Below are 17,175 nucleotides of genomic sequence, written 5' to 3'. Positions count from 1 at the left end.
ACCTTTACTATTTGTCTTGTTATGGATATTTTATCTAGACAAGCCACTGAGGTCCGTTCCCCATGCATTTGCCGACTTACCAAGACGTCATCGCCGCCGCCCAACGTTTGGAAGGCTTCGCCCATCACACGCCGGTATTCACCTCACGCACCCTCGATGCGCTGACCGGTGCCCAGGTGTTCATCAAGTGTGAAAACCTGCAAAGGGCTGGCTCGTTCAAGTTTCGCGGTGCTTTTAACGCGTTGTCGCGCTTCGATGATCAGCAGCGCAAGGCCGGTGTGGTGGCGTTTTCCTCCGGCAACCACGCCCAGGGCATTGCCCTGGCAGCGCAGTTGTTGGGCATACCGGCGACCATCGTGATGCCCACCGATGCGCCGGCCGCCAAGGTCGCGGCCACCCGCGACTATGGCGCCCGCGTGGTGCTGTATGACCGCTTCACCGAAGACCGCGAGCAGATCGGCCGTAACCTGGCCAGCGAACACGGCCTGACCCTGATCCCGCCCTATGACCATCCACACATCCTTGCCGGGCAAGGCACCGCCGCCAAGGAACTGCTGGAGACCACCGGCCCGCTGGATGCGTTGTTCGTCGGCCTCGGCGGCGGCGGCATGCTCTCGGGCACCGCACTGAGTACCCGCGCCCTGGCGCCCGACTGCCTGCTGTATGGCGTCGAGCCCGAAGCCGGCAATGACGGCCAACGCTCGTTTCGCAGCGGCAGCATCGTGCATATCGACACACCGGCGACCATTGCCGATGGTGCGCAGACTCAACACCTGGGCGACTACACCTTCCCGATCATCCGCGACCAGGTGAACGACATCCTCACCGTGTCGGATGCCGAGCTGGTCGGGGCGATGAAGTTTTTCATGCAGCGCATGAAACTGGTGGTGGAGCCTACCGGCTGCCTGGGGTTGGCGGCATTGCTCAACGAAGGTGACCGGTTCAAGGGCCAACGCGTGGGGATTATCGTCACCGGTGGCAACGTCGATATCCAGAAGTATGCCGCGCTGCTCAGCGAGGCCTCATGAAGATCATCCAGACGCCCAACGCCGCCAAGCCCGCCGGCCATTACTCGCAGGCCATCCGCCACGGCGACACGTTGTACATCTCCGGGCAATTGCCGGTCAGTCCGGATGGGCAGCACAACCTGTCGGCGTCGTTTGCTGAACAGGCCCGGTTAACCCTGAACAATCTGCTGGAGATCTTGAAAGCCGCCGGCGCTACGCCAGAGGATTTGGTGAAGGTCACGGTTTATGTGGCCGGCGTCGAACACTGGCCTGCATTCGATAGCGTGTACGCCGCCGCGCTGGGCGACCACCGCCCAGCCCGCGCGGTGGTGCCGGTGCCCGAGTTGCATCACGGGTATCTGGTGGAGATTGAAGCCGTGGCGCGCTACTTGGCGTAGGTGTAGACCGCCGCGCGCGACACGCCTAAGTGGGAAGCCACGGTTTCCATGGCCCGGCGAATATCCAGGCAGCCTGAGTCTTTGAGCTCTTGCATCAATGCACGCCGGTCCGCCGTCTTCAGCGCACGCGGGGTGGTGGCCAGGCGAGCGGCGAATTGGTCGATGCGCGCACGGATGACGTCGGCGCCGGAAGGATCCAGGGACTCGATGAGCTTGTCGCCGCTGACCGAGCCGAACTGCTCCAGCATGCCTTGCAGGCCACGGAACAATGAGAGATCGACGTTCATGCACAAGGCCGCGACGTACTCGCCACTCGCGCCCTTGATGCCAATCGAGGTGCTCTTGACCTGGCGACCGTCGCTGAACTGGTTCTGGTAATTGGCGATGACTTGCGGGTAGTCCGGGTCGGCAATCCGCGCCAGGCCCAACTCGGTGGTCGGGTCTCCCGGTGCGCGACCGGACAGGTTGTTATGGATGGCCAGGATCGAGTGCTGCGGGTCGCGCAAGTCGTGCAGCACCACTTCGCAGAACGGGCTGAAGGTCTTGCTCAAGCCTTCGGCAATCTGTTCGAGCTGGCTGATCAGGTGAGTATCGTTGGGAGAGGTGTTTTTCATGCAAGACAACATATCCAGTCCTGGACAGGGCGTCAATTTGCGCACTGTCCTTCAATGTGGAGCCGCAATCGTGGACACGCCCGCCGCACTGATCGATAGCGTAAAAATGCAGCGCAATATCCAGCGCATGCAACAGCGCGCCAATACCTTGGGCGTGCAGTTACGTCCCCATGTCAAAACCCACAAGTGCGCCGAAGTGGTGGCTGCGCAAATCGCCGCGGGTGCCCGTGGCATCACCGTTTCGACGTTGAAAGAGGCCGAGTTCTTTTTCGACCTGGGCATCCCCGACATCCTCTACGCTGTGGCCATGGCCCCGCACAAATTGCCCCAGGCCCTGGCGCTGCGTCGTCGGGGTTGCGCCTTGACGCTGATCACCGACAGCCTCGCCGGCGCCCAGGCCATCGTTGATTTTGGCCGCGAGCATGGCGAACGCTTTGCGGTGATGATCGAGATCGACTGCGACGGCCATCGCTCCGGGGTCAAGCCACACGACCCGCTGCTGCTGGACATCGCCCGCCTGCTCGGTGACAGCCTCACCGGCGTGTTGACCCACGCGGGTGAAAGCTACGGCCTGGACACGCCTGAAGCGCTGCAAGCCATCGCGGAGCAGGAGCGTGTGCGGTGTGTTGAAGCGGCCGAACGCATTCGTGCGGCTGGGATGCGTTGCGCGCAGGTTAGCGTCGGCTCGACACCCACTGCGTTATCCGCCCTCCACCTGGACGGCGTGACCGAACTGCGCGCTGGGGTCTATGCCTTTTTCGACTTGGTGATGCACAACATTGGCGTGTGCCGCCTCGACGAACTGGCCTTGAGCGTGTTGACCACGGTGATCGGGCATCAACCGGAAAAAGGCTGGGTCATCACGGACTCGGGCTGGATGGCGATGAGTCGGGATCGCGGCACGCAATCGCAAAAACAGGACTTTGGTTACGGCCAGGTCTGCGATGAACGCGGTGAGCCGATTGAGGGGCTGCTGTTGAGCAGCGCCAATCAGGAGCATGGGGTGGTGCAGTTCCAGAGCGGTGATGTGGATGTAATCGCGCGATTTCCGCTGGGCATGCGCCTGCGTATTTTGCCCAACCATGCCTGTGCGACGGGGGCGCAGTTTGGCAGCTATAACGCGCTGTTGGAGGATGGCGGGATTCAGGACTGGCCACGTCTGCGAGGCTGGTAGGGAACCCTTTGTGGCGAGGGGGCTTGTCCCCCGTTGGAGTGCGCAGCGCTCCCGCTTTTTTTGGGGCCGCTGCGCAGCCCAACGGGGGACAAGCCCCCTCGCCACAGGTCTTGTGTACGCCCCTGATTTAGCCCGCATCCTCCAGGATCAAGTCGGCGCCCTTCTCCGCCACCATCAACACCGCCGCATGGGTATTGCCCGACGTCACGTTGGGGAAGATCGACGCATCGACAATGCGCAGCCCTTCCAGCCCATGCACCTTCAAGCGCTTGTCCACCACTGACACCTGCGGGTCCGAGCCCATGGCGCAGGAGCCGCACAGGTGGTAGATCGAGCCGCTGTTCTCGCGGAAGTATTGCAGCATCTGCTCGTCGGTCTGCACCGCCGCGCCGGGTAGCACCTCGGCCACGGTGATGCCCTTGAGGGCCGGCGCCTGCATGATCTTGCGCATCAACCGACTGCCCTGGATCACCTCGTCGATGTCCTTCTGGGTGCTCAAGTAATTGGGGTCGATCAAGGCCGCATCCCGTGGGTTTTTCGACGCAATGCGGATGGTGCCCCGGCTGGTCGGCCGGCACGGGTTGAAGCACAGCAGGAAGCCGGAATACGGCTCGGGCTTGAGGCTGGCCTTGTTGTTTTTCGGGATCTGGTACGACAGCGGGTTGAAGTACAGCTGCAGGTTCGGGTCCTTCTGTTCGTCGTTGCCACGAAAGAAGCCGCCGGCCTGGTTGACGCTCATCGCCAGCGCGCCCTTGCGGGTCAGCAGGTATTTCAAGCCCAGCTTGAGCTGGCCAAACAGCGAACTGAGCTCGTCGTTGAGCGTCGGGATATTGGCCTTGTAGTAGTAACTGGCGCACAGGTGGTCCTGCAGGTTTTCGCCCACTGCCGGCAGGTGCTTGACCAACGGGATGTTGTGTTCAGCCAGCAGGTGCTGGTCGGCCACACCGGACAATTGCAGGATCTTCGGCGTGTCCACCGCGCCGGCACACAGGATTACTTCCTTGCGTGCCGTGAAGGTGCGTGTCACGCCATGCTGGGTAACGGCAATGCCGGTGGCGCGTTGCTGATCGTCGAACAGCACGCGATCCACCAACGCATGCAATTCCACCGTCAGATTGGAACGGCCGAGCGCCGGGTGCAGGTGCGCAAAGCTGCTGGAGCAACGCTCACCATTGCGCGTATTGACGTCATACAAACCGGCGCCTTCGAAGTTCGGGCCGTTGAAGTCGTCGCTGTGGGCATAGCCCAATTGCTCGCAGCCCTTGAGGAACACGTCGCAGATCGGGTGGGTCTGGCCCTTCATCGGCGTGATGCTGATGGGGCCACTGCCGCCGTGGTACTCGGTGTCGCCCAGCGGGTGGTTTTCCAGCTTGCGAAAGTATGGCAGTACGTCCGCAAAACCCCAGCCGTCGTTGCCGTTGGCGGCCCAGTCATTGAAGTCATGGGCCTGGCCGCGCACGTAGATCATCGCGTTGATCGAGCCCGAGCCGCCCTGCACTTTGCCGCGCGGCGCGTAGATTTCGCGCCCGGCTAACTGCTTTTGTGGCTGGCTGTAGTACATCCAGTTGAAGGTCGGGTTGTAATACATCTTGGCGAAACCGACCGGGATCTTGAACCACCAGGAACTGTCCTTGCCGCCGGCTTCCAGCAGCAACACGGTGTGTTCGCCGGAGGCGGACAACCGGTTGGCCAGGATGCAGCCTGCGGCGCCAGCGCCGGCGATGATGTAGTCATATGTCATTCACGGTTACCGCATCAGTCGTTTTTTTTAGCCCTTGGCGGGCGAAGTGTCTTTCACGTCAGCCGGCGTCGGCGCCATTTGCAGGTGCAGGCGTTCCCCGGTGTACGGCGTGTGCTTGCGCACCACGTCCATGTTCAGTTCAACCCCCAGGCCCGGTTCGGTGGACGGGATGATGTAGCCGTCCTCCCATTGCAGCGGCTTGGTCAGTACTTCGGCATGGAAACCGCCCCAGGTCATGATGCTTTCCTGGATCAGGAAGTTCGGCGTGCACGTGGCCAGCTGAAAGCTCGCCGCTGCGCCAATCGGTCCGTTGTACAAATGCGGGGCGATTTGCGCGTAGTAAGCCTCGGCCATGCTCGCGATTTTCTTCGCCTCCAGCAGCCCGCCGCAGCGCGCCACGTTCATCTGCAGGATCGACGCACCGCCGGCCTGCAGCAGCTTGAAGAACTCATACTTGGTGGTCAGCCGCTCGCCGGTGGCAATCGGGATACTGGTCTTGGCCGCGACCTGGGCCATGGCGTCTTCCTGGCCCGGTGGCACCGGTTCTTCGAACCACAGCGGGTCGTATTTCTCCAGACGCTTGGCCAGGCGGATCGCCGACGACGGCACCATCTGCCCGTGGGTGCCGAACAGCAGGTCGCACTTGTCGCCCACCGCTTCGCGGATCTTGCGGCAGAAGGTCTCGCAGCGCTCCAGCACCTCAAGGGAGATCTGGTGGCCCGAATACGCGGTGTACGGGCCGGCTGGGTCGAATTTCACGGCGGTGAAGCCTTTGTTCATGTTCTCGATGGCGCACTCGGCGGCCAGGTCCGGGTCGTCGTAGTCGTACTCGCCCTGGCTGTTGACCGGGTACAGGTATGTGTAGGAACGCAGACGCTCGTTGACCTTGCCGCCGAGCAGCTCGTAGACCGGCTTGTTGGCGGCCTTGCCGATGATGTCCCAGCAAGCCATTTCCAGGCCGCTGACCACGCCCATCATGGTCAGGTCGGGACGCTGGGTAAAACCGCTGGAATAGGCCTGGCGGAAGAAACGCTCGATATGGTGCGGGTCGTGGTTGAGCAGGTAGCGCTCAAATACATCCTCGATGATCGGCAGCATGGCCTTGGGGCCGAAGGTGGCGGCGTAGATCTCGCCGACGCCTTCGATGCCGCAGTCGGTCTTGAGCTTGACGAACAGCCAGTACATGCCACCGATGTGCGGCGGCGGGACAGCAACGATATGGGTTTCAAGGGCGACGATTTTCATCTCAGGCACCTGTCTGGTTGAATTTTTTACGGTTGATTCGGGCGCGCAGGGTCAGGGCCGCAAGGGTGCCGAGCACGCCGATGAAGGCGATGTAGCCGAAATACAGGTTGTAACCGGCCTTGCCTGGGTAGGTGTCGGTCAGGTAGCCGTTGATCAGCGGGATAAAGGTGTCCGGCAGGTAACCCACCACCGAGACAATGCCGATGGCCAGGCCGGTGATGCGCAGCGGAATGTCGCAGCTGTCGAGGATCGCCCAGTACAGGCCACGGATCGCGTAGGTCATCAAACCGATGAAAATTACCGTGCCGATCAGTAGGCCCAGGCTGTTGAAGGCCGGGAACACGATCAGCCCGACCATCGCCAGGGTCACCAGCGCCAGTGCGACGATCAGCACCGAAATATTCGAGAATTTGTCCCCCAGCCAGCCGCCGCCGATGCCACCGATGGGACGCATCCACAGCTTGATGGTAGTGATGGTACCGGCCATCACGGCGGTCATGCCGCTGCCTTGCAGGTAGTCGGAGAAACTGTAGGTAGCCCAGAACATGTGGTAACCGCAGAACACGATGGCGGTCACCAGCCACAGCTCGGGGATTTTCACCAACGTGGTCAAGTCAGCGATGAGGTTGAACTTGCCCTTCTCCACCGCCGCTGTCTCGGCCATGGACTTGGGATCCTTGAGCAGCACCAGCACACAGCCGATGGCGATGCACACAAAGGAATACAGGTAGACCACGTGCTTGAAGCCCTCGGCCGCCGTCTCGCTGCGGGTCTCGGTGGCATAGGCGAACAGGCCCAGGGCCACGGTGGCCAACAGCGCCTCGACCAGCCCGCGACCGCCATCAAGGATGCCGAAAAAACGGCCCTGCTCGGTGTGGTGCGCGATCATCTTCACGCGCTTGAGCACCGAGGCCCAGAACGTCAGGCCGGTGGTCAGGCCCCAGCAACCGAAGATGATCATCAGGCCGGTCATCGACGGCACCGTCGAATACCACAGGCCCAACCCACCGGTGGCAACCAGCGAGAAGAAGATCAGGAAGCGTGGCGGCAAGCGGTCGGCCAACCAGCCGCTGGGCAAGTAACTGAGCAGGAAGATCGTGCCGAGCATGGAATACAGATAGCCCAACTCGCTGTGGTTGATGTGGAATACGTCGAGCATGGTGGTCTGGTAGACCTGGCGCAGGTAGAGGATCGGGTAGATCGCCCCTGCGGCCAGCACCAGCAACATCAATTGGAAATAGCGACTAGCGGTGTCATTTGCCGCGGGCACGGCAACAGGAACCTGGGCAACGGGTGCAGGCTTGGACATCATTCGGACCTCAGGCACCCGATGCACGGGTGCCCCGATAATTGTTTTTATTAAAGGTGTTGCGGGTGTGCGTGGATCAGTACTTCATGACCACCAAGCGGGTCTGGGTGAACTCAAGCATCCCGTGCTTACCGTCATCGCCGCCCAGCCCTGAGCGTTTCCAGCCGGCATGGAAACCCTGGTACGGGTCCGCCGGTGTGCGATTGACGTACAACTCGCCGGCTTCGATGGCATTCGCCACTTTCATCGCCGTGCGGTAGTTCTCGGTGTAAAGCACCGACGACAGGCCGAACTGGTGGTCGTTGGCCATGGCCAGTGCTTCATCGATGTCGCGGTACTTGAGCACCGGCAGTACCGGGCCGAAGATTTCCTCCTGGATGATTTCCATGTCCTGGCGGCAGCCGCTGAGCAGGGTCGGCGGGTAGAAATGCCCTGGACCTTCAGGCAGCACGCCGCCCACTTCCAGTACAGCACCGGCGGCGACAGCGCGCTCGACCATGGCGTGGATATTCTGTTGCGAGCTGGCGTTGACCAACGGGCCCATCAGGCTCGCGTCGGTTGCGCGGTCGCCGAACTTCACAGCGCTGATTTTGCTTTTGAGCAGGGTCAGAAACGCGTCATAGATGCTTTCGTGCACATACACGCGCTCCACGGCCGTGCACAGCTGGCCGCAGTGGGTGGTCTTGGAGGCAACAATGGCGCTGGCGGCTTTTTCCAGATCCGCATCGGCCTCGATGATCGCCGGGGTCTTGCCGCCCAACTCCAGCGAGGGCTTGGCGATGTTGGCCTTGCAGTAATCCAGCACAATGCGCCCAGCATTCACGCTGCCGGTGAGGGTAATCAAACCGACCGCCTTGTGGGTGCAGACACTGGCGGCAGTGGCATGGTCCATGGTCAGGATGTTGATCACGCCGGCTGGAATCCCGGCCTTGACCACGGCCTTGGCGATTTCAAACGCCGACAGCGGCGTGTTGTTGCTCGGCCGCACCACCACGGTATTGCCTGCGATCAGCGCCGGGGCGATCTTGCGCAACAGGGTGTAGACCGGGTAGTTGAACGGGATCAGGCAAGCCACGACGCCAATCGGCTCGCGTTGCAGGAACAGGTTTTCGTCCGGGGTATCGCTGGGGATGATCTCGCCCTCGATCCGGCGAGCCCATTCGGCGTGGTAGCGGGTGATCTGCGCGGCGTAGCGCGCTTCGTTGCTGGCGTCACTGACGCTCTTGCCCGACTCGCTGGCCAGCGCCGTGCCGATGGCTTCAGCGCAGCTGTCCAGGGCATCGGCAAAGGCACGCAGGTGTTCGGCGCGTTCGATACTGGTGAGTTTGCCCCAGGTTTTCTGGGCGATGGCGGCGGCGTCGACGGCGGCAATCGCCTCCTCGGCGGTGGCAGCGCTGACGTGGCCGACCAGGGTTTCGGTGGCCGGGTTGTAGACGGCGATCAGTGCGTCACTGGCAGGTTCGACAAAGTGACCGTTGAAAAAATTGCGCTCGAGTTGCATGTGGTTCGCCCAACGTTGTTGTTATCCGAGTGACATGCAGTCTTGTCATCGGCCAGCCGTTGGACAAACGATTTATTGCGTGGGGTAACGTGCGAAAAACGCAGGTTAGTCGGTTTTTACCTTCAGAGCCCGCGTTGGCGCAGCCACTGCAGGAAGCCCCTCTTCACGGGTACCACGGGCGCCTCCTGGGTCAAGGCTTGCGCGGCGTGCAGGCGGAAGTCCAGCAGGGTTTTCATGGCTTCGCTGATGTCGTGGCGCGCATCCAGGCACGGCTTCAAGTATTCCTTCTCGATGCGGTACAGGGTGCAGAAGGTCTTGGCCGAAAAATCCGCCAGTGCGGCCTGGTCCGACAGAATTCCCGCCTCGCCGATCACCTCCCCTGGCCCCATGCGCCCGGCTTCGAACTTGTGCCCGCCCTTGATCAACATCACCGAGACCACGCCGGATTCGACGATAAACAAATGATCGCTGACCTCCCCGGCCGGCAGGATCATGTCGCCGGCGCGGTAGGTGTGCAGGGTCATGTTCTGGCTGAAGGTATCTTTCTCTTCCTGGCGCAGGGTGGAGAAAATCGACGAACGCTCCAGCAATGCACGGGCGGCGGACATAGCCGCAGGCGCGCTGCTTTCCGTGGCCGAGAGCAAGCCGACACCCGCCGCTTGCAGGTGACGGAAGGCCAGGTCGTAAAGCTGGTTGCGCACCTCGCGCTTGAGGGCCATGGCCGGTACAAAACCGCTGATTTCATACTCGACGCCGCCACTGGCGGACGTTTTGAACGCCACACTCGGCGCCGGCTTGCCCAACAACGGCCGACAGCCTTGCATCGCCCGTTCCAGCGCCTCGATCACCGTTTGCGGGCGCGCATGGGGGCTGACTTGCAGGCTGACCGACAGGCCGAACATGTCCGCCGGGCGCGAGAAGTTGATGATCTTGGCCTTGGCCGCCAAGGAATTGGGGATCACTGCCAGGCTGCCCTGGGAGGTTTGCAGGCGCGTGGCGCGCCAGTCGATGTCGGTCACCCGGCCTTCGGTGCCGTCAATGGAGATCCAGTCATCGATCTGATACGGCTTGGTGGTGTTGAGCACGATCCCGGAAAACACATCGCTCAACGTGCTTTGCAGCGCCAGGCCGACAATGATCGCCACCGCGCCGGAGGTGGCGAGCACACCCTTGACCGGCAGGTCGAGCACATAGGCCATGGCGGCGATGATCGCGATCAGGAAAATCACAGCGCCGACCAGGTCCTGCAACAGGCGCCCGGTGTGCCCGACGCGCTGCATCATCACCGCACCCAGCAATACCGTGAGAGTACGCGCCGCGAACAGCCACCAGCCGATCTGCAAGGCGGTGGCCGCCAGGTGCAAGGCGGTGTTGTCCGCATAGGGCGCCACTTGCATGGGGTTCATGCCGTCGTTGAACAGCACGGCGCTGTACACGGCAAAGATCGCCAACCGCGCCGCCAGCTTCCAGTTGGCGAGGTTGACGGAAATAAGGCGCCACACGGCGATGTCGATAAAGATCAGCGCCAGGGCGCACAGCATCGGGTGATCAGCGATAAATGAGGGCATCCAGGCGACTCCAGGGCGAATGCCGTGAAGATCGCATGAAATGGTAACGCTGGAAACAAAATGTGGGAGCTGGCTTGCCTGCGATGCAGACGCCTCGGTGTATGAGTGACACCGCGCTGATGCGATCGCAGGCAAGCCAGCTCCCACAGGGTTTTGCGGCGAACTGTCAGATGTGCATCTGGCCGAATTTACCGGACTGGAAATCGGCAAACGCCTGATGAATTTCCTGCTCGGTATTCATCACAAACGGCCCATGCCCGACGATGGGTTCGTCGATGGGTTCGCCACTGAGCAGCAACACCTTGGCGTCGTCGTTGGCCTCCAATATCAGCTGGCGACCATCACGCTCAAACAGCGCCAATTGCCCTTGGCGCGCAACTTCCTCGCCATTGACCAAGACCGTGCCGCGCAGGATCACCAGGGCGGTGTTACGTCCTTCGTGCAGGTCCAATGTGACGGGTTTGCCGGCGTTGAGGCGCAAGTCCCACACGTCGATGGGCGTAAACGTACGCGCCGGGCCTTGGGTGCCAGCAAACTCACCGGCAATCAGGCGCAGTTGCCCGGCGTCGTCGGCCAGTGGCAGTACCGGAATGTCACCGTCGACAATGGTCTGGTAACCGGCGTCGGCCATTTTGTCCTTGGCCGGCAGGTTGACCCACAGTTGCACCATCTCCAGCGCGCCGCCGCTGCGGGCAAAGGCTTCGGAGTGGAACTCTTCGTGGAGAATGCCTTTGGCGGCCGTCATCCATTGCACGTCGCCGGGGCCGATGGTGCCACCAGCTCCGGTGGAATCGCGGTGTTCGACTTCGCCATCGTAGACGATGGTCACCGTCTCAAAGCCGCGATGAGGATGTTGGCCGACACCGCGACGTTGTTCGGTCGGGGTAAAATCCGCTGGACCGGCGTGATCCAGCAGCAGGAATGGGCTGATGTGTTTGCCCAGGGTGTCGTAGGAAAACAGCGTGCGCACCGGGAAACCATCGCCGACCCAATGGGCACGAGGGCTGGTGTAGATGCCGATAAGCTTTTTCATGGTGTACCTCCAAAGTGCTTACACCATAAGTCGGCTGGCGGTTGAGCACTAGCCGGCAAAAGCAGCTTGGATCGTCCTACGTATAGGACAATCCCTTGACTTGGCGCTGACGCAGCAGATGAAACGCGACAAAGGCCGTCAGCGCAAAACAGGCCTGGATGATGATCATCGGCGCGGCACTGCCATCGCGCAGTTGGCTCAGTAATACACCGCTGCAGGTGGCGCCGAACATCTGCGCAAACCCCATCAGGCCTGCCGCCAGGCCAGCGCGGTGCGCGTTGGGCATGACGCCGCCGGTGACCGAGCCCGGCAACACCAGGCCGCCGCCAAGCGTGACCAGTGCGATCGGAATATCCAGGCCGAGTACCGACAGGCCGAACAGCGCATAAATGACCAACGCGGACACACCGCCGACGGCGACCATCGTCACGCCCATCGCCACAATCCGCTGCGGGCCCAGACGCATGATGTTGCGTCGGGTGTAGGTGGAACCGACGATCAGCATCGACACGATCAGGCCGAAATTGATGCCGTACTCAAGCGTGCTGAAGCCCAGCAGATTGATGAACACCGCCGAAGAACCGGCGATCACCGCAAACATGGCGCCGTAGGTGCACGCCAAGGCCACGGCGAACGCACGGTATTGGCGGCCCTTGAGCAGATCCAGGTACTGCCCGCCGAGGGTGCGCCAGTGACCGGCCTTGGGATCGAGGAAGTGGTTGCTCTCGCGAAAGAACAGCAAGGCCAGCAGTAACACCACGCTGCCAATCACCAGCGCCAGGACGATCGGCGCGTGCCAGCCGAACAGTTTGATCAACAGGCCACCGACCATCGGTGCCACCACAATGGCGTAGAGCATGCCGATCATGGTCAGGGCCAGTGCAGGCCCCGCCTCGGCCTTCCACACATCCCGCACCACCGTGCGTGCGAGTACCAACGCGGCGCAGGCGCCCAGACCTTGCAGCACGCGGGCGGCGATGAACTGGTGGATGTCGTGGACCAGCAGCATCGACAAGGTCGCCAGCACGTACAGCACCAGGCCGCCGATCAACACCGGGCGCCGGCCAATGCGGTCCGACAGCGGGCCGAACAGCAACTGCCCAAGGCCGAAAGCCGCCACGAAGGCCGACAGCGCCATGAGTGCCGAACCGGCTGGCGCCGCGAGTGCCTGCTCGATGGCGCCGAGGCCGGGAATGATCAATTGGGTTGAAACCTCACCCAGTGCCGTCAGGGCCACCAGTAAAAACAACAGGCTTCGCGAGGGGACCGGGGCGTTTCTCATGGGGAGCATCCGGGGGGCTGGATTAATTTATATTTCGACCATAATATGCGTAAAAAATTATGTCCATAATTTTTTGCCCAATGGTTACCCCCCGGAGCCCGCCATGCACCCTCTTCCCTTGCGTCTTCTCACGCCCCTGGCCCTGTTGATCGTCCTCAACGGTTGCAACAGCAAGGCCGACACCGCCGCCGAAGTGCCTCAGCCGCGCCCGGTCCTCGCCGCCAAAGTCGAAGCCGCCGGCACTCAGCAAAGCGCCTATACCGGCGTGGTCGCAGCACGTACCGAAAGCGACCTGGGTTTCCGGGTCGGCGGCAAGGTCATCGAACGCAAGGTCGATCCCGGCCAGCATGTTTCCCGTGGCGACACGCTGCTGGTGCTGGACATCGGCGACTTCGAACTGGCCCTGCGCTCGGCGAAAAACCGCGTCAACGCCGCCCAGGCCCAACTGCGCCAGCGCCGCGACGATGAAAACCGCTACCAGCGCCTGGCCAACACTGGCGCCGTGTCGCGGCAGATCTTCGACCAGTCCGCGACCAACCTGCGCGTCGCCGAAGCCGAGTTGGCCTCGGCGCAATCCGACGCCAGCCAGATCGAAAACCGTCGCACCTACTCCGTGCTCAAGGCCGATGGCGACGGCATCATCACCGACGTGCGTGTGGATCGCGGCCAGGTGGTCGCCGAAGGGCAGATTGTTGCGCGCCTGGCCCATGACGGCGCCCGCGAAGCCATCGTCAACCTGCCAGAAAACCAGCGCGACCAAGCCTCACAAAAAGCCCTGGCCTTCCCCTTCGGCGCCCCGGACCAGGCGGTGACCGCCACGTTGCGCGAACTTTCTGCCAGCGCCGACCCGACCACCCGCACCTACCGCGCCCGCTACGTGCTGCACGGTGCCGTCGACCGCTTCGCCCTCGGTTCCACCATCACCGTACGCCTGCAAGGCAACGGCCAGGCCCAGCAAACCCGCGTGCCCATTGGCGCACTGCAGGACTCGGGACAAGGCACCGGCGTGTGGCTGATCGGCGCGGACGACAAAGTCAGTTTCGCTCCCGTGAACGTCGCCAGCCTCGGCCAGGAAGACGCGCTGCTCAACAGTGGTGTTGCCCCCGGCCAGATCATCGTTGCCCTCGGCGCACACCTGTTGCACAGCGGTGACGCCGTGCGCCTGCTGCCCGCGCAAGTACTGGCCCTCAACCGCAAACAGGACAACTGAGCATGCGCGGTATCAACCTCTCGGAACTGGCGGTCAAGCATCGCGCGGTCACGCTGTTCCTGATCATCGCGATCCTGGCGGCAGGGATCTTCTCGTTCGGCAAGCTGGGTCGCGCCGAAGACCCGTCTTTCACCGTCAAAGTGATGACCATCACCGCCGCCTGGCCCGGCGCCACCGCCCAGGAAATGCAGGAACAGGTGGCCGACCGCCTGGAAAAACGCCTGCAGGAACTGGACTACTACGACCGCGTCGAGACCATCGCCCAACCGGGGTTCGTGTCGATGCGCATGACCTACAAGGAGTCCACGCGCCCCAGCGAAATCCAGGACCTGTTCTACCAGACCCGCAAAAAACTCAGTGATGAAGCCGCGAAGCTGCCCAAGGGCGTGATCGGACCATTCTTCAACGATGAATATTCCGATGTGTACTTCGCGCTGTACGCCCTGGAGGCCGAACACCTGCCCCATCGGCAACAGGTGCAGATGGCCGAAGACCTGCGCCAGGGTTTGCTCAACCTGCCGGGGGTGAAGAAGGTCAATATCCTTGGCGAGCAGGCGCAGCGGGTGTTCGTGGAGTTTTCCTACGAGCGTCTGGCAACCCTGGGCATCAAGCCGGATCAGATATTTTCTGCATTGGCCGCACAAAACGCCGTGGCGCCGTCAGGCTTCGTCGAGACCGCCGGGGCCCGCGCCTATATCCGGATCGACGGTGCGTTCGACAGCCTGTCGCTGATTGAAAACGTGCCGCTGGAAGTCAATGGCCGCGTGTTGCGCATCGCCGACGTGGCCACCGTCAGCCGTGGTTATGAAGACCCGCCCAGCTACCGCATCCGCCATCAGGGCGACCCCGCGTTGATGCTGGGCGTGATCATGGAGAAACACTGGAACGGCCTCGAATTGGACAAGAGCCTCAAGGCCCAGGAAGCCAGGATCCAGGCCGACCTGCCGCTGGGCGTGAACTTCGCCAAGGTCTCCGACCAGGCGAAAAACATCAGCCTGGCGGTGAACGAATTCATGCTGAAATTCTTCGTCGCCCTCGCGGTGGTGATGGTGATCAGCCTGTTGGCCCTGGGTTTCCGTGTGGGCCTGGTGGTGGCGGCAGCGGTGCCGCTGACCTTGTCGGTAGTGTTTGTGATCATGCTGCTGACCGGGCGCGAATTCGACCGCATCACCCTCGGCGCGCTGATCATTTCCCTGGGTTTGCTGGTGGATGACGCGATCATCGCCATTGAAATGATGGTGGTGAAGCTTGAGGAAGGTTTCGACCGGATTCACGCCGCCACCTTTGCCTGGAGTTCCACGGCGGCACCGATGCTGACCGGCACGCTGGTCACCATCATCGGCTTTCTGCCGGTGGGCTTTGCCCGTTCCGGTGCCGGGGAATATGCCGGCAATATCTTCTGGATCATCGGGTTTGCGCTGATCTCGTCCTGGCTGGTGGCCGTGGTGTTCACGCCGTATCTGGGGGTGAAACTGCTGCCGAAAATCAAGCCGGTGCCGGGCGGCCATGATGCAATCTATGCCGGGCGTTACTACCAGAAGTTGCGTAGCTTGGTCGAAGCCTGCGTGCGTGGGCGCTGGCTGGTCACGGGCCTGGTGGTGGCGGCGTTTGTGCTGTGCGTGCTGGGCATGGGCGTGGTGAAGAAGCAGTTCTTCCCCAACTCCGACCGTTCCGAGTTGATTCTTGAGGTGTACATGCCGCCCGGCAGTGCCTTCAAAAGCACCGAAGCAGTGGCCGCGCAGCTGGAAAAAGCCCTGCTGCAAGAGCCGCAAACCACCCTGGTCGACACCTACGTGGGCGGCGGCGCACCACGCTTCTTCCTGTCGCTGAACCCCGAACTGCCGGACCCGGCGTTTGCCAAGCTGATCGTGCAGACCCCGGACTCCCACGCCCGCGACGCTTTGAAACTGCGCATGCGTGAACGCATTGCGGCCGGTGAATTTCCTGCGGCCCGGGTGCGCGTGACGCAGTTGCTGTTCGGCCCGCCCGTGCCGTTCCCGGTGGTGTTCCGTGTGTCCGGCCCCAATGTGGATGTGCTGCGCGGCGTCTCCGAAGACGTGCGCAAAGTGGTCGCCGCCAACAAACTGACCAAGGACGCCTTCCTCGATTGGGGCGAGCGCACCAGTGGTTATCGCCTGGTGCTGGATCAAGACCGCCTGCGTTTGTTGGGTTTCACCCCCAACGAGGTCAAGTCCCAGCTCAATGCCTTGCTCAGCGGCAACCCGATCACCGAAGTGCGTGAGGGCAACCGCACCGTCTCCGTGGTCGCCCGCGCCCAGGGCAGCCAACGCGAAGACCTCGGCAACCTCAACAACATGACCCTGACCAACAGCGCCGGCACCTCGGTGCCATTGGCCCAGGTCGGGCATTTCCAGGCAGTGATGGAAGAGCCCATCCTCAAGCGTCGCAACCGCGCGACCACCGTGGAAGTGCGCGCCGACATCATCGACGGTGTACAACCGCCCGACGTGGAAATGGCCGTGTACAAAGACCTGCAACCGCTGATCGCCACGCTGCCCGCCGGTTACCAGATCGACATCGGCGGCCCGGTGGAAGAAAGCGCCAAGGCCAACGTCGCCCTGGCCGCGCTGTTCCCGATCATGATCCTGCTGACGCTGACGGTGATCATGTTCCAGGTGCGCTCGTTCGGCGTGATGTTCATGGTCTTCGCCACGGCACCGCGGGGCTTGATTGGCGCGGTGCCGACCTTGCTGCTGTTCAACCAGCCGTTCGGCTTCAACGCGATCCTGGGCTTGATCGGGATTGGCGGGATCCTGATGCGCAACACGCTGATTTTTACCGACCAGATCCGCCAGAACCAGGAGCACGGCATGGCGATTCGCGAAGCCATCGTTGAAGCGACGGTGCGCCGTGCACGGCCGGTGATCCTGACTGCACTGGCGGCGGCGCTGGCGTTTATCCCGCTGACACTGTCGGTGTTCTGGTCGTCCCTGGCTTACGTGCTGATCGGCGGAGTGTTGGTGGGCACGCTGTTGACGCTGTTGTTCTTGCCGGCGCTGTGCAGTCTGGTGCTGGGGCGGGAGAAGACGAGGATTGTCGAAAAATCCCACGTAACTGCCGGATAAGCGCTAC

The 17,175-nt window shown here is 62.3% G+C and carries 13 protein-coding genes; 5 read left to right on the top strand and 8 right to left on the bottom strand.

Annotation, left to right across the window (positions count from 1 at the left end):
• Positions 1-62 precede the first annotated feature (62 nt).
• Together ACP7BX_RS16255 and ACP7BX_RS16250 are read left to right on the top strand one after the other, a co-directional pair.
• Positions 63-1,028 carry a threo-3-hydroxy-L-aspartate ammonia-lyase gene (locus ACP7BX_RS16255; protein WP_426132107.1) on the top strand — a complete coding sequence of 322 codons (966 nt, stop codon included), beginning with the start codon at positions 63-65 and terminating at the stop codon, positions 1,026-1,028.
• Positions 1,025-1,405, top strand: a complete 381-nt coding sequence (locus ACP7BX_RS16250; protein WP_426132106.1) for a RidA family protein — start codon at positions 1,025-1,027, stop codon at positions 1,403-1,405. The genes ACP7BX_RS16255 and ACP7BX_RS16250 overlap by 4 nt, the downstream gene beginning before the upstream one ends.
• Here ACP7BX_RS16250 and ACP7BX_RS16245 read toward each other — a convergent pair.
• Positions 1,393-2,019, bottom strand: a complete 627-nt coding sequence (locus tag ACP7BX_RS16245) for a helix-turn-helix transcriptional regulator (RefSeq protein ID WP_426132105.1) — start codon at positions 2,017-2,019, stop codon at positions 1,393-1,395. The genes ACP7BX_RS16250 and ACP7BX_RS16245 overlap by 13 nt on opposite strands.
• A 70-nt stretch (positions 2,020-2,089) precedes the next feature.
• Here ACP7BX_RS16245 and ACP7BX_RS16240 point away from each other — a divergent pair, with 70 nt between their 5' ends.
• Positions 2,090-3,193: a DSD1 family PLP-dependent enzyme gene (locus ACP7BX_RS16240; protein ID WP_426132104.1), complete on the top strand. Its 1,104-nt coding sequence runs from the start codon at positions 2,090-2,092 to the stop codon at positions 3,191-3,193.
• Between the two features lie 127 nt (positions 3,194-3,320).
• Here the strand turns inward: ACP7BX_RS16240 and ACP7BX_RS16235 are convergent, their stop codons facing one another.
• From ACP7BX_RS16235 to ACP7BX_RS16205, 7 genes are all read right to left on the bottom strand, one after another.
• Positions 3,321-4,934 (bottom strand): GMC family oxidoreductase, encoded by a 1,614-nt coding sequence (locus tag ACP7BX_RS16235; protein WP_426132135.1) that lies wholly within the window; start codon positions 4,932-4,934, stop codon positions 3,321-3,323.
• A 27-nt stretch (positions 4,935-4,961) separates the two neighbouring features.
• Positions 4,962-6,179 carry a mandelate racemase/muconate lactonizing enzyme family protein gene (locus ACP7BX_RS16230; protein WP_061436746.1) on the bottom strand — a complete coding sequence of 406 codons (1,218 nt, stop codon included), beginning with the start codon at positions 6,177-6,179 and terminating at the stop codon, positions 4,962-4,964.
• Position 6,180: 1 nt separating this feature from the next.
• The gene (locus tag ACP7BX_RS16225) at positions 6,181-7,488 is read right to left on the bottom strand and encodes an MFS transporter (protein WP_178951274.1); all 1,308 of its coding nucleotides are present in this window, start codon (positions 7,486-7,488) and stop codon (positions 6,181-6,183) included.
• 76 nt (positions 7,489-7,564) lie between these two features.
• A complete protein-coding gene (aldA, locus tag ACP7BX_RS16220) occupies positions 7,565-8,989 on the bottom strand; it encodes an aldehyde dehydrogenase (protein WP_314535417.1) in 1,425 nt (474 codons plus the stop codon).
• A gap of 122 nt (positions 8,990-9,111) precedes the next feature.
• Complete coding sequence (locus ACP7BX_RS16215) at positions 9,112-10,557, bottom strand: mechanosensitive ion channel domain-containing protein (protein WP_426132134.1); 1,446 nt, start codon at positions 10,555-10,557, stop codon at positions 9,112-9,114.
• 166 nt (positions 10,558-10,723) lie between these two features.
• The gene (locus ACP7BX_RS16210) at positions 10,724-11,590 is read right to left on the bottom strand and encodes a pirin family protein (protein ID WP_426132133.1); all 867 of its coding nucleotides are present in this window, start codon (positions 11,588-11,590) and stop codon (positions 10,724-10,726) included.
• A gap of 76 nt (positions 11,591-11,666) precedes the next feature.
• The gene (locus tag ACP7BX_RS16205; RefSeq protein WP_061436743.1) at positions 11,667-12,872 is read right to left on the bottom strand and encodes a multidrug effflux MFS transporter; all 1,206 of its coding nucleotides are present in this window, start codon (positions 12,870-12,872) and stop codon (positions 11,667-11,669) included.
• Between the two features lie 103 nt (positions 12,873-12,975).
• On the opposite strand from ACP7BX_RS16205, the gene ACP7BX_RS16200 reads away from it, so the two are divergent.
• Entirely contained in the window at positions 12,976-14,082 is a 1,107-nt protein-coding gene (locus tag ACP7BX_RS16200) for an efflux RND transporter periplasmic adaptor subunit (protein ID WP_426132132.1), read from the top strand.
• Between the two features lie 2 nt (positions 14,083-14,084).
• Complete coding sequence (locus ACP7BX_RS16195; RefSeq protein ID WP_426132131.1) at positions 14,085-17,168, top strand: efflux RND transporter permease subunit; 3,084 nt, start codon at positions 14,085-14,087, stop codon at positions 17,166-17,168.
• Positions 17,169-17,175: the final 7 nt, after the last annotated feature.

Origin of the sequence: Pseudomonas sp. DWP3-1-3b3 (genome assembly GCF_049896305.1) — a bacterium.
GTDB classification, from domain to species: Bacteria; Pseudomonadota; Gammaproteobacteria; order Pseudomonadales; family Pseudomonadaceae; genus Aquipseudomonas; species Aquipseudomonas azotoformans_A.
The sequence above is the reverse complement of the archived record's forward strand: the minus strand, read 5'-3'. Positions and strand labels throughout refer to the sequence as shown.

Bases quoted from the DNA above. Each gene is read 5' to 3' on its own strand.
- ACP7BX_RS16235 (WP_426132135.1), bottom strand. From the start codon at position 4,934: ATGACATATGACTACATCATCGCCGGCGCTGGCGCCGCAGGCTGCATC.
- ACP7BX_RS16225 (WP_178951274.1), bottom strand. From the start codon at position 7,488: ATGTCCAAGCCTGCACCCGTTGCCCAGGTTCCTGTTGCCGTGCCCGCG.
- ACP7BX_RS16205 (WP_061436743.1), bottom strand. From the start codon at position 12,872: ATGAGAAACGCCCCGGTCCCCTCGCGAAGCCTGTTGTTTTTACTGGTG.
- ACP7BX_RS16245 (WP_426132105.1), bottom strand. From the start codon at position 2,019: ATGAAAAACACCTCTCCCAACGATACTCACCTGATCAGCCAGCTCGAA.
- aldA (WP_314535417.1), bottom strand. From the start codon at position 8,989: ATGCAACTCGAGCGCAATTTTTTCAACGGTCACTTTGTCGAACCTGCC.
- ACP7BX_RS16255 (WP_426132107.1), top strand. From the start codon at position 63: ATGCATTTGCCGACTTACCAAGACGTCATCGCCGCCGCCCAACGTTTG.
- ACP7BX_RS16215 (WP_426132134.1), bottom strand. From the start codon at position 10,557: ATGCCCTCATTTATCGCTGATCACCCGATGCTGTGCGCCCTGGCGCTG.
- ACP7BX_RS16250 (WP_426132106.1), top strand. From the start codon at position 1,025: ATGAAGATCATCCAGACGCCCAACGCCGCCAAGCCCGCCGGCCATTAC.
- ACP7BX_RS16195 (WP_426132131.1), top strand. From the start codon at position 14,085: ATGCGCGGTATCAACCTCTCGGAACTGGCGGTCAAGCATCGCGCGGTC.
- ACP7BX_RS16230 (WP_061436746.1), bottom strand. From the start codon at position 6,179: ATGAAAATCGTCGCCCTTGAAACCCATATCGTTGCTGTCCCGCCGCCG.
- ACP7BX_RS16210 (WP_426132133.1), bottom strand. From the start codon at position 11,590: ATGAAAAAGCTTATCGGCATCTACACCAGCCCTCGTGCCCATTGGGTC.
- ACP7BX_RS16200 (WP_426132132.1), top strand. From the start codon at position 12,976: ATGCACCCTCTTCCCTTGCGTCTTCTCACGCCCCTGGCCCTGTTGATC.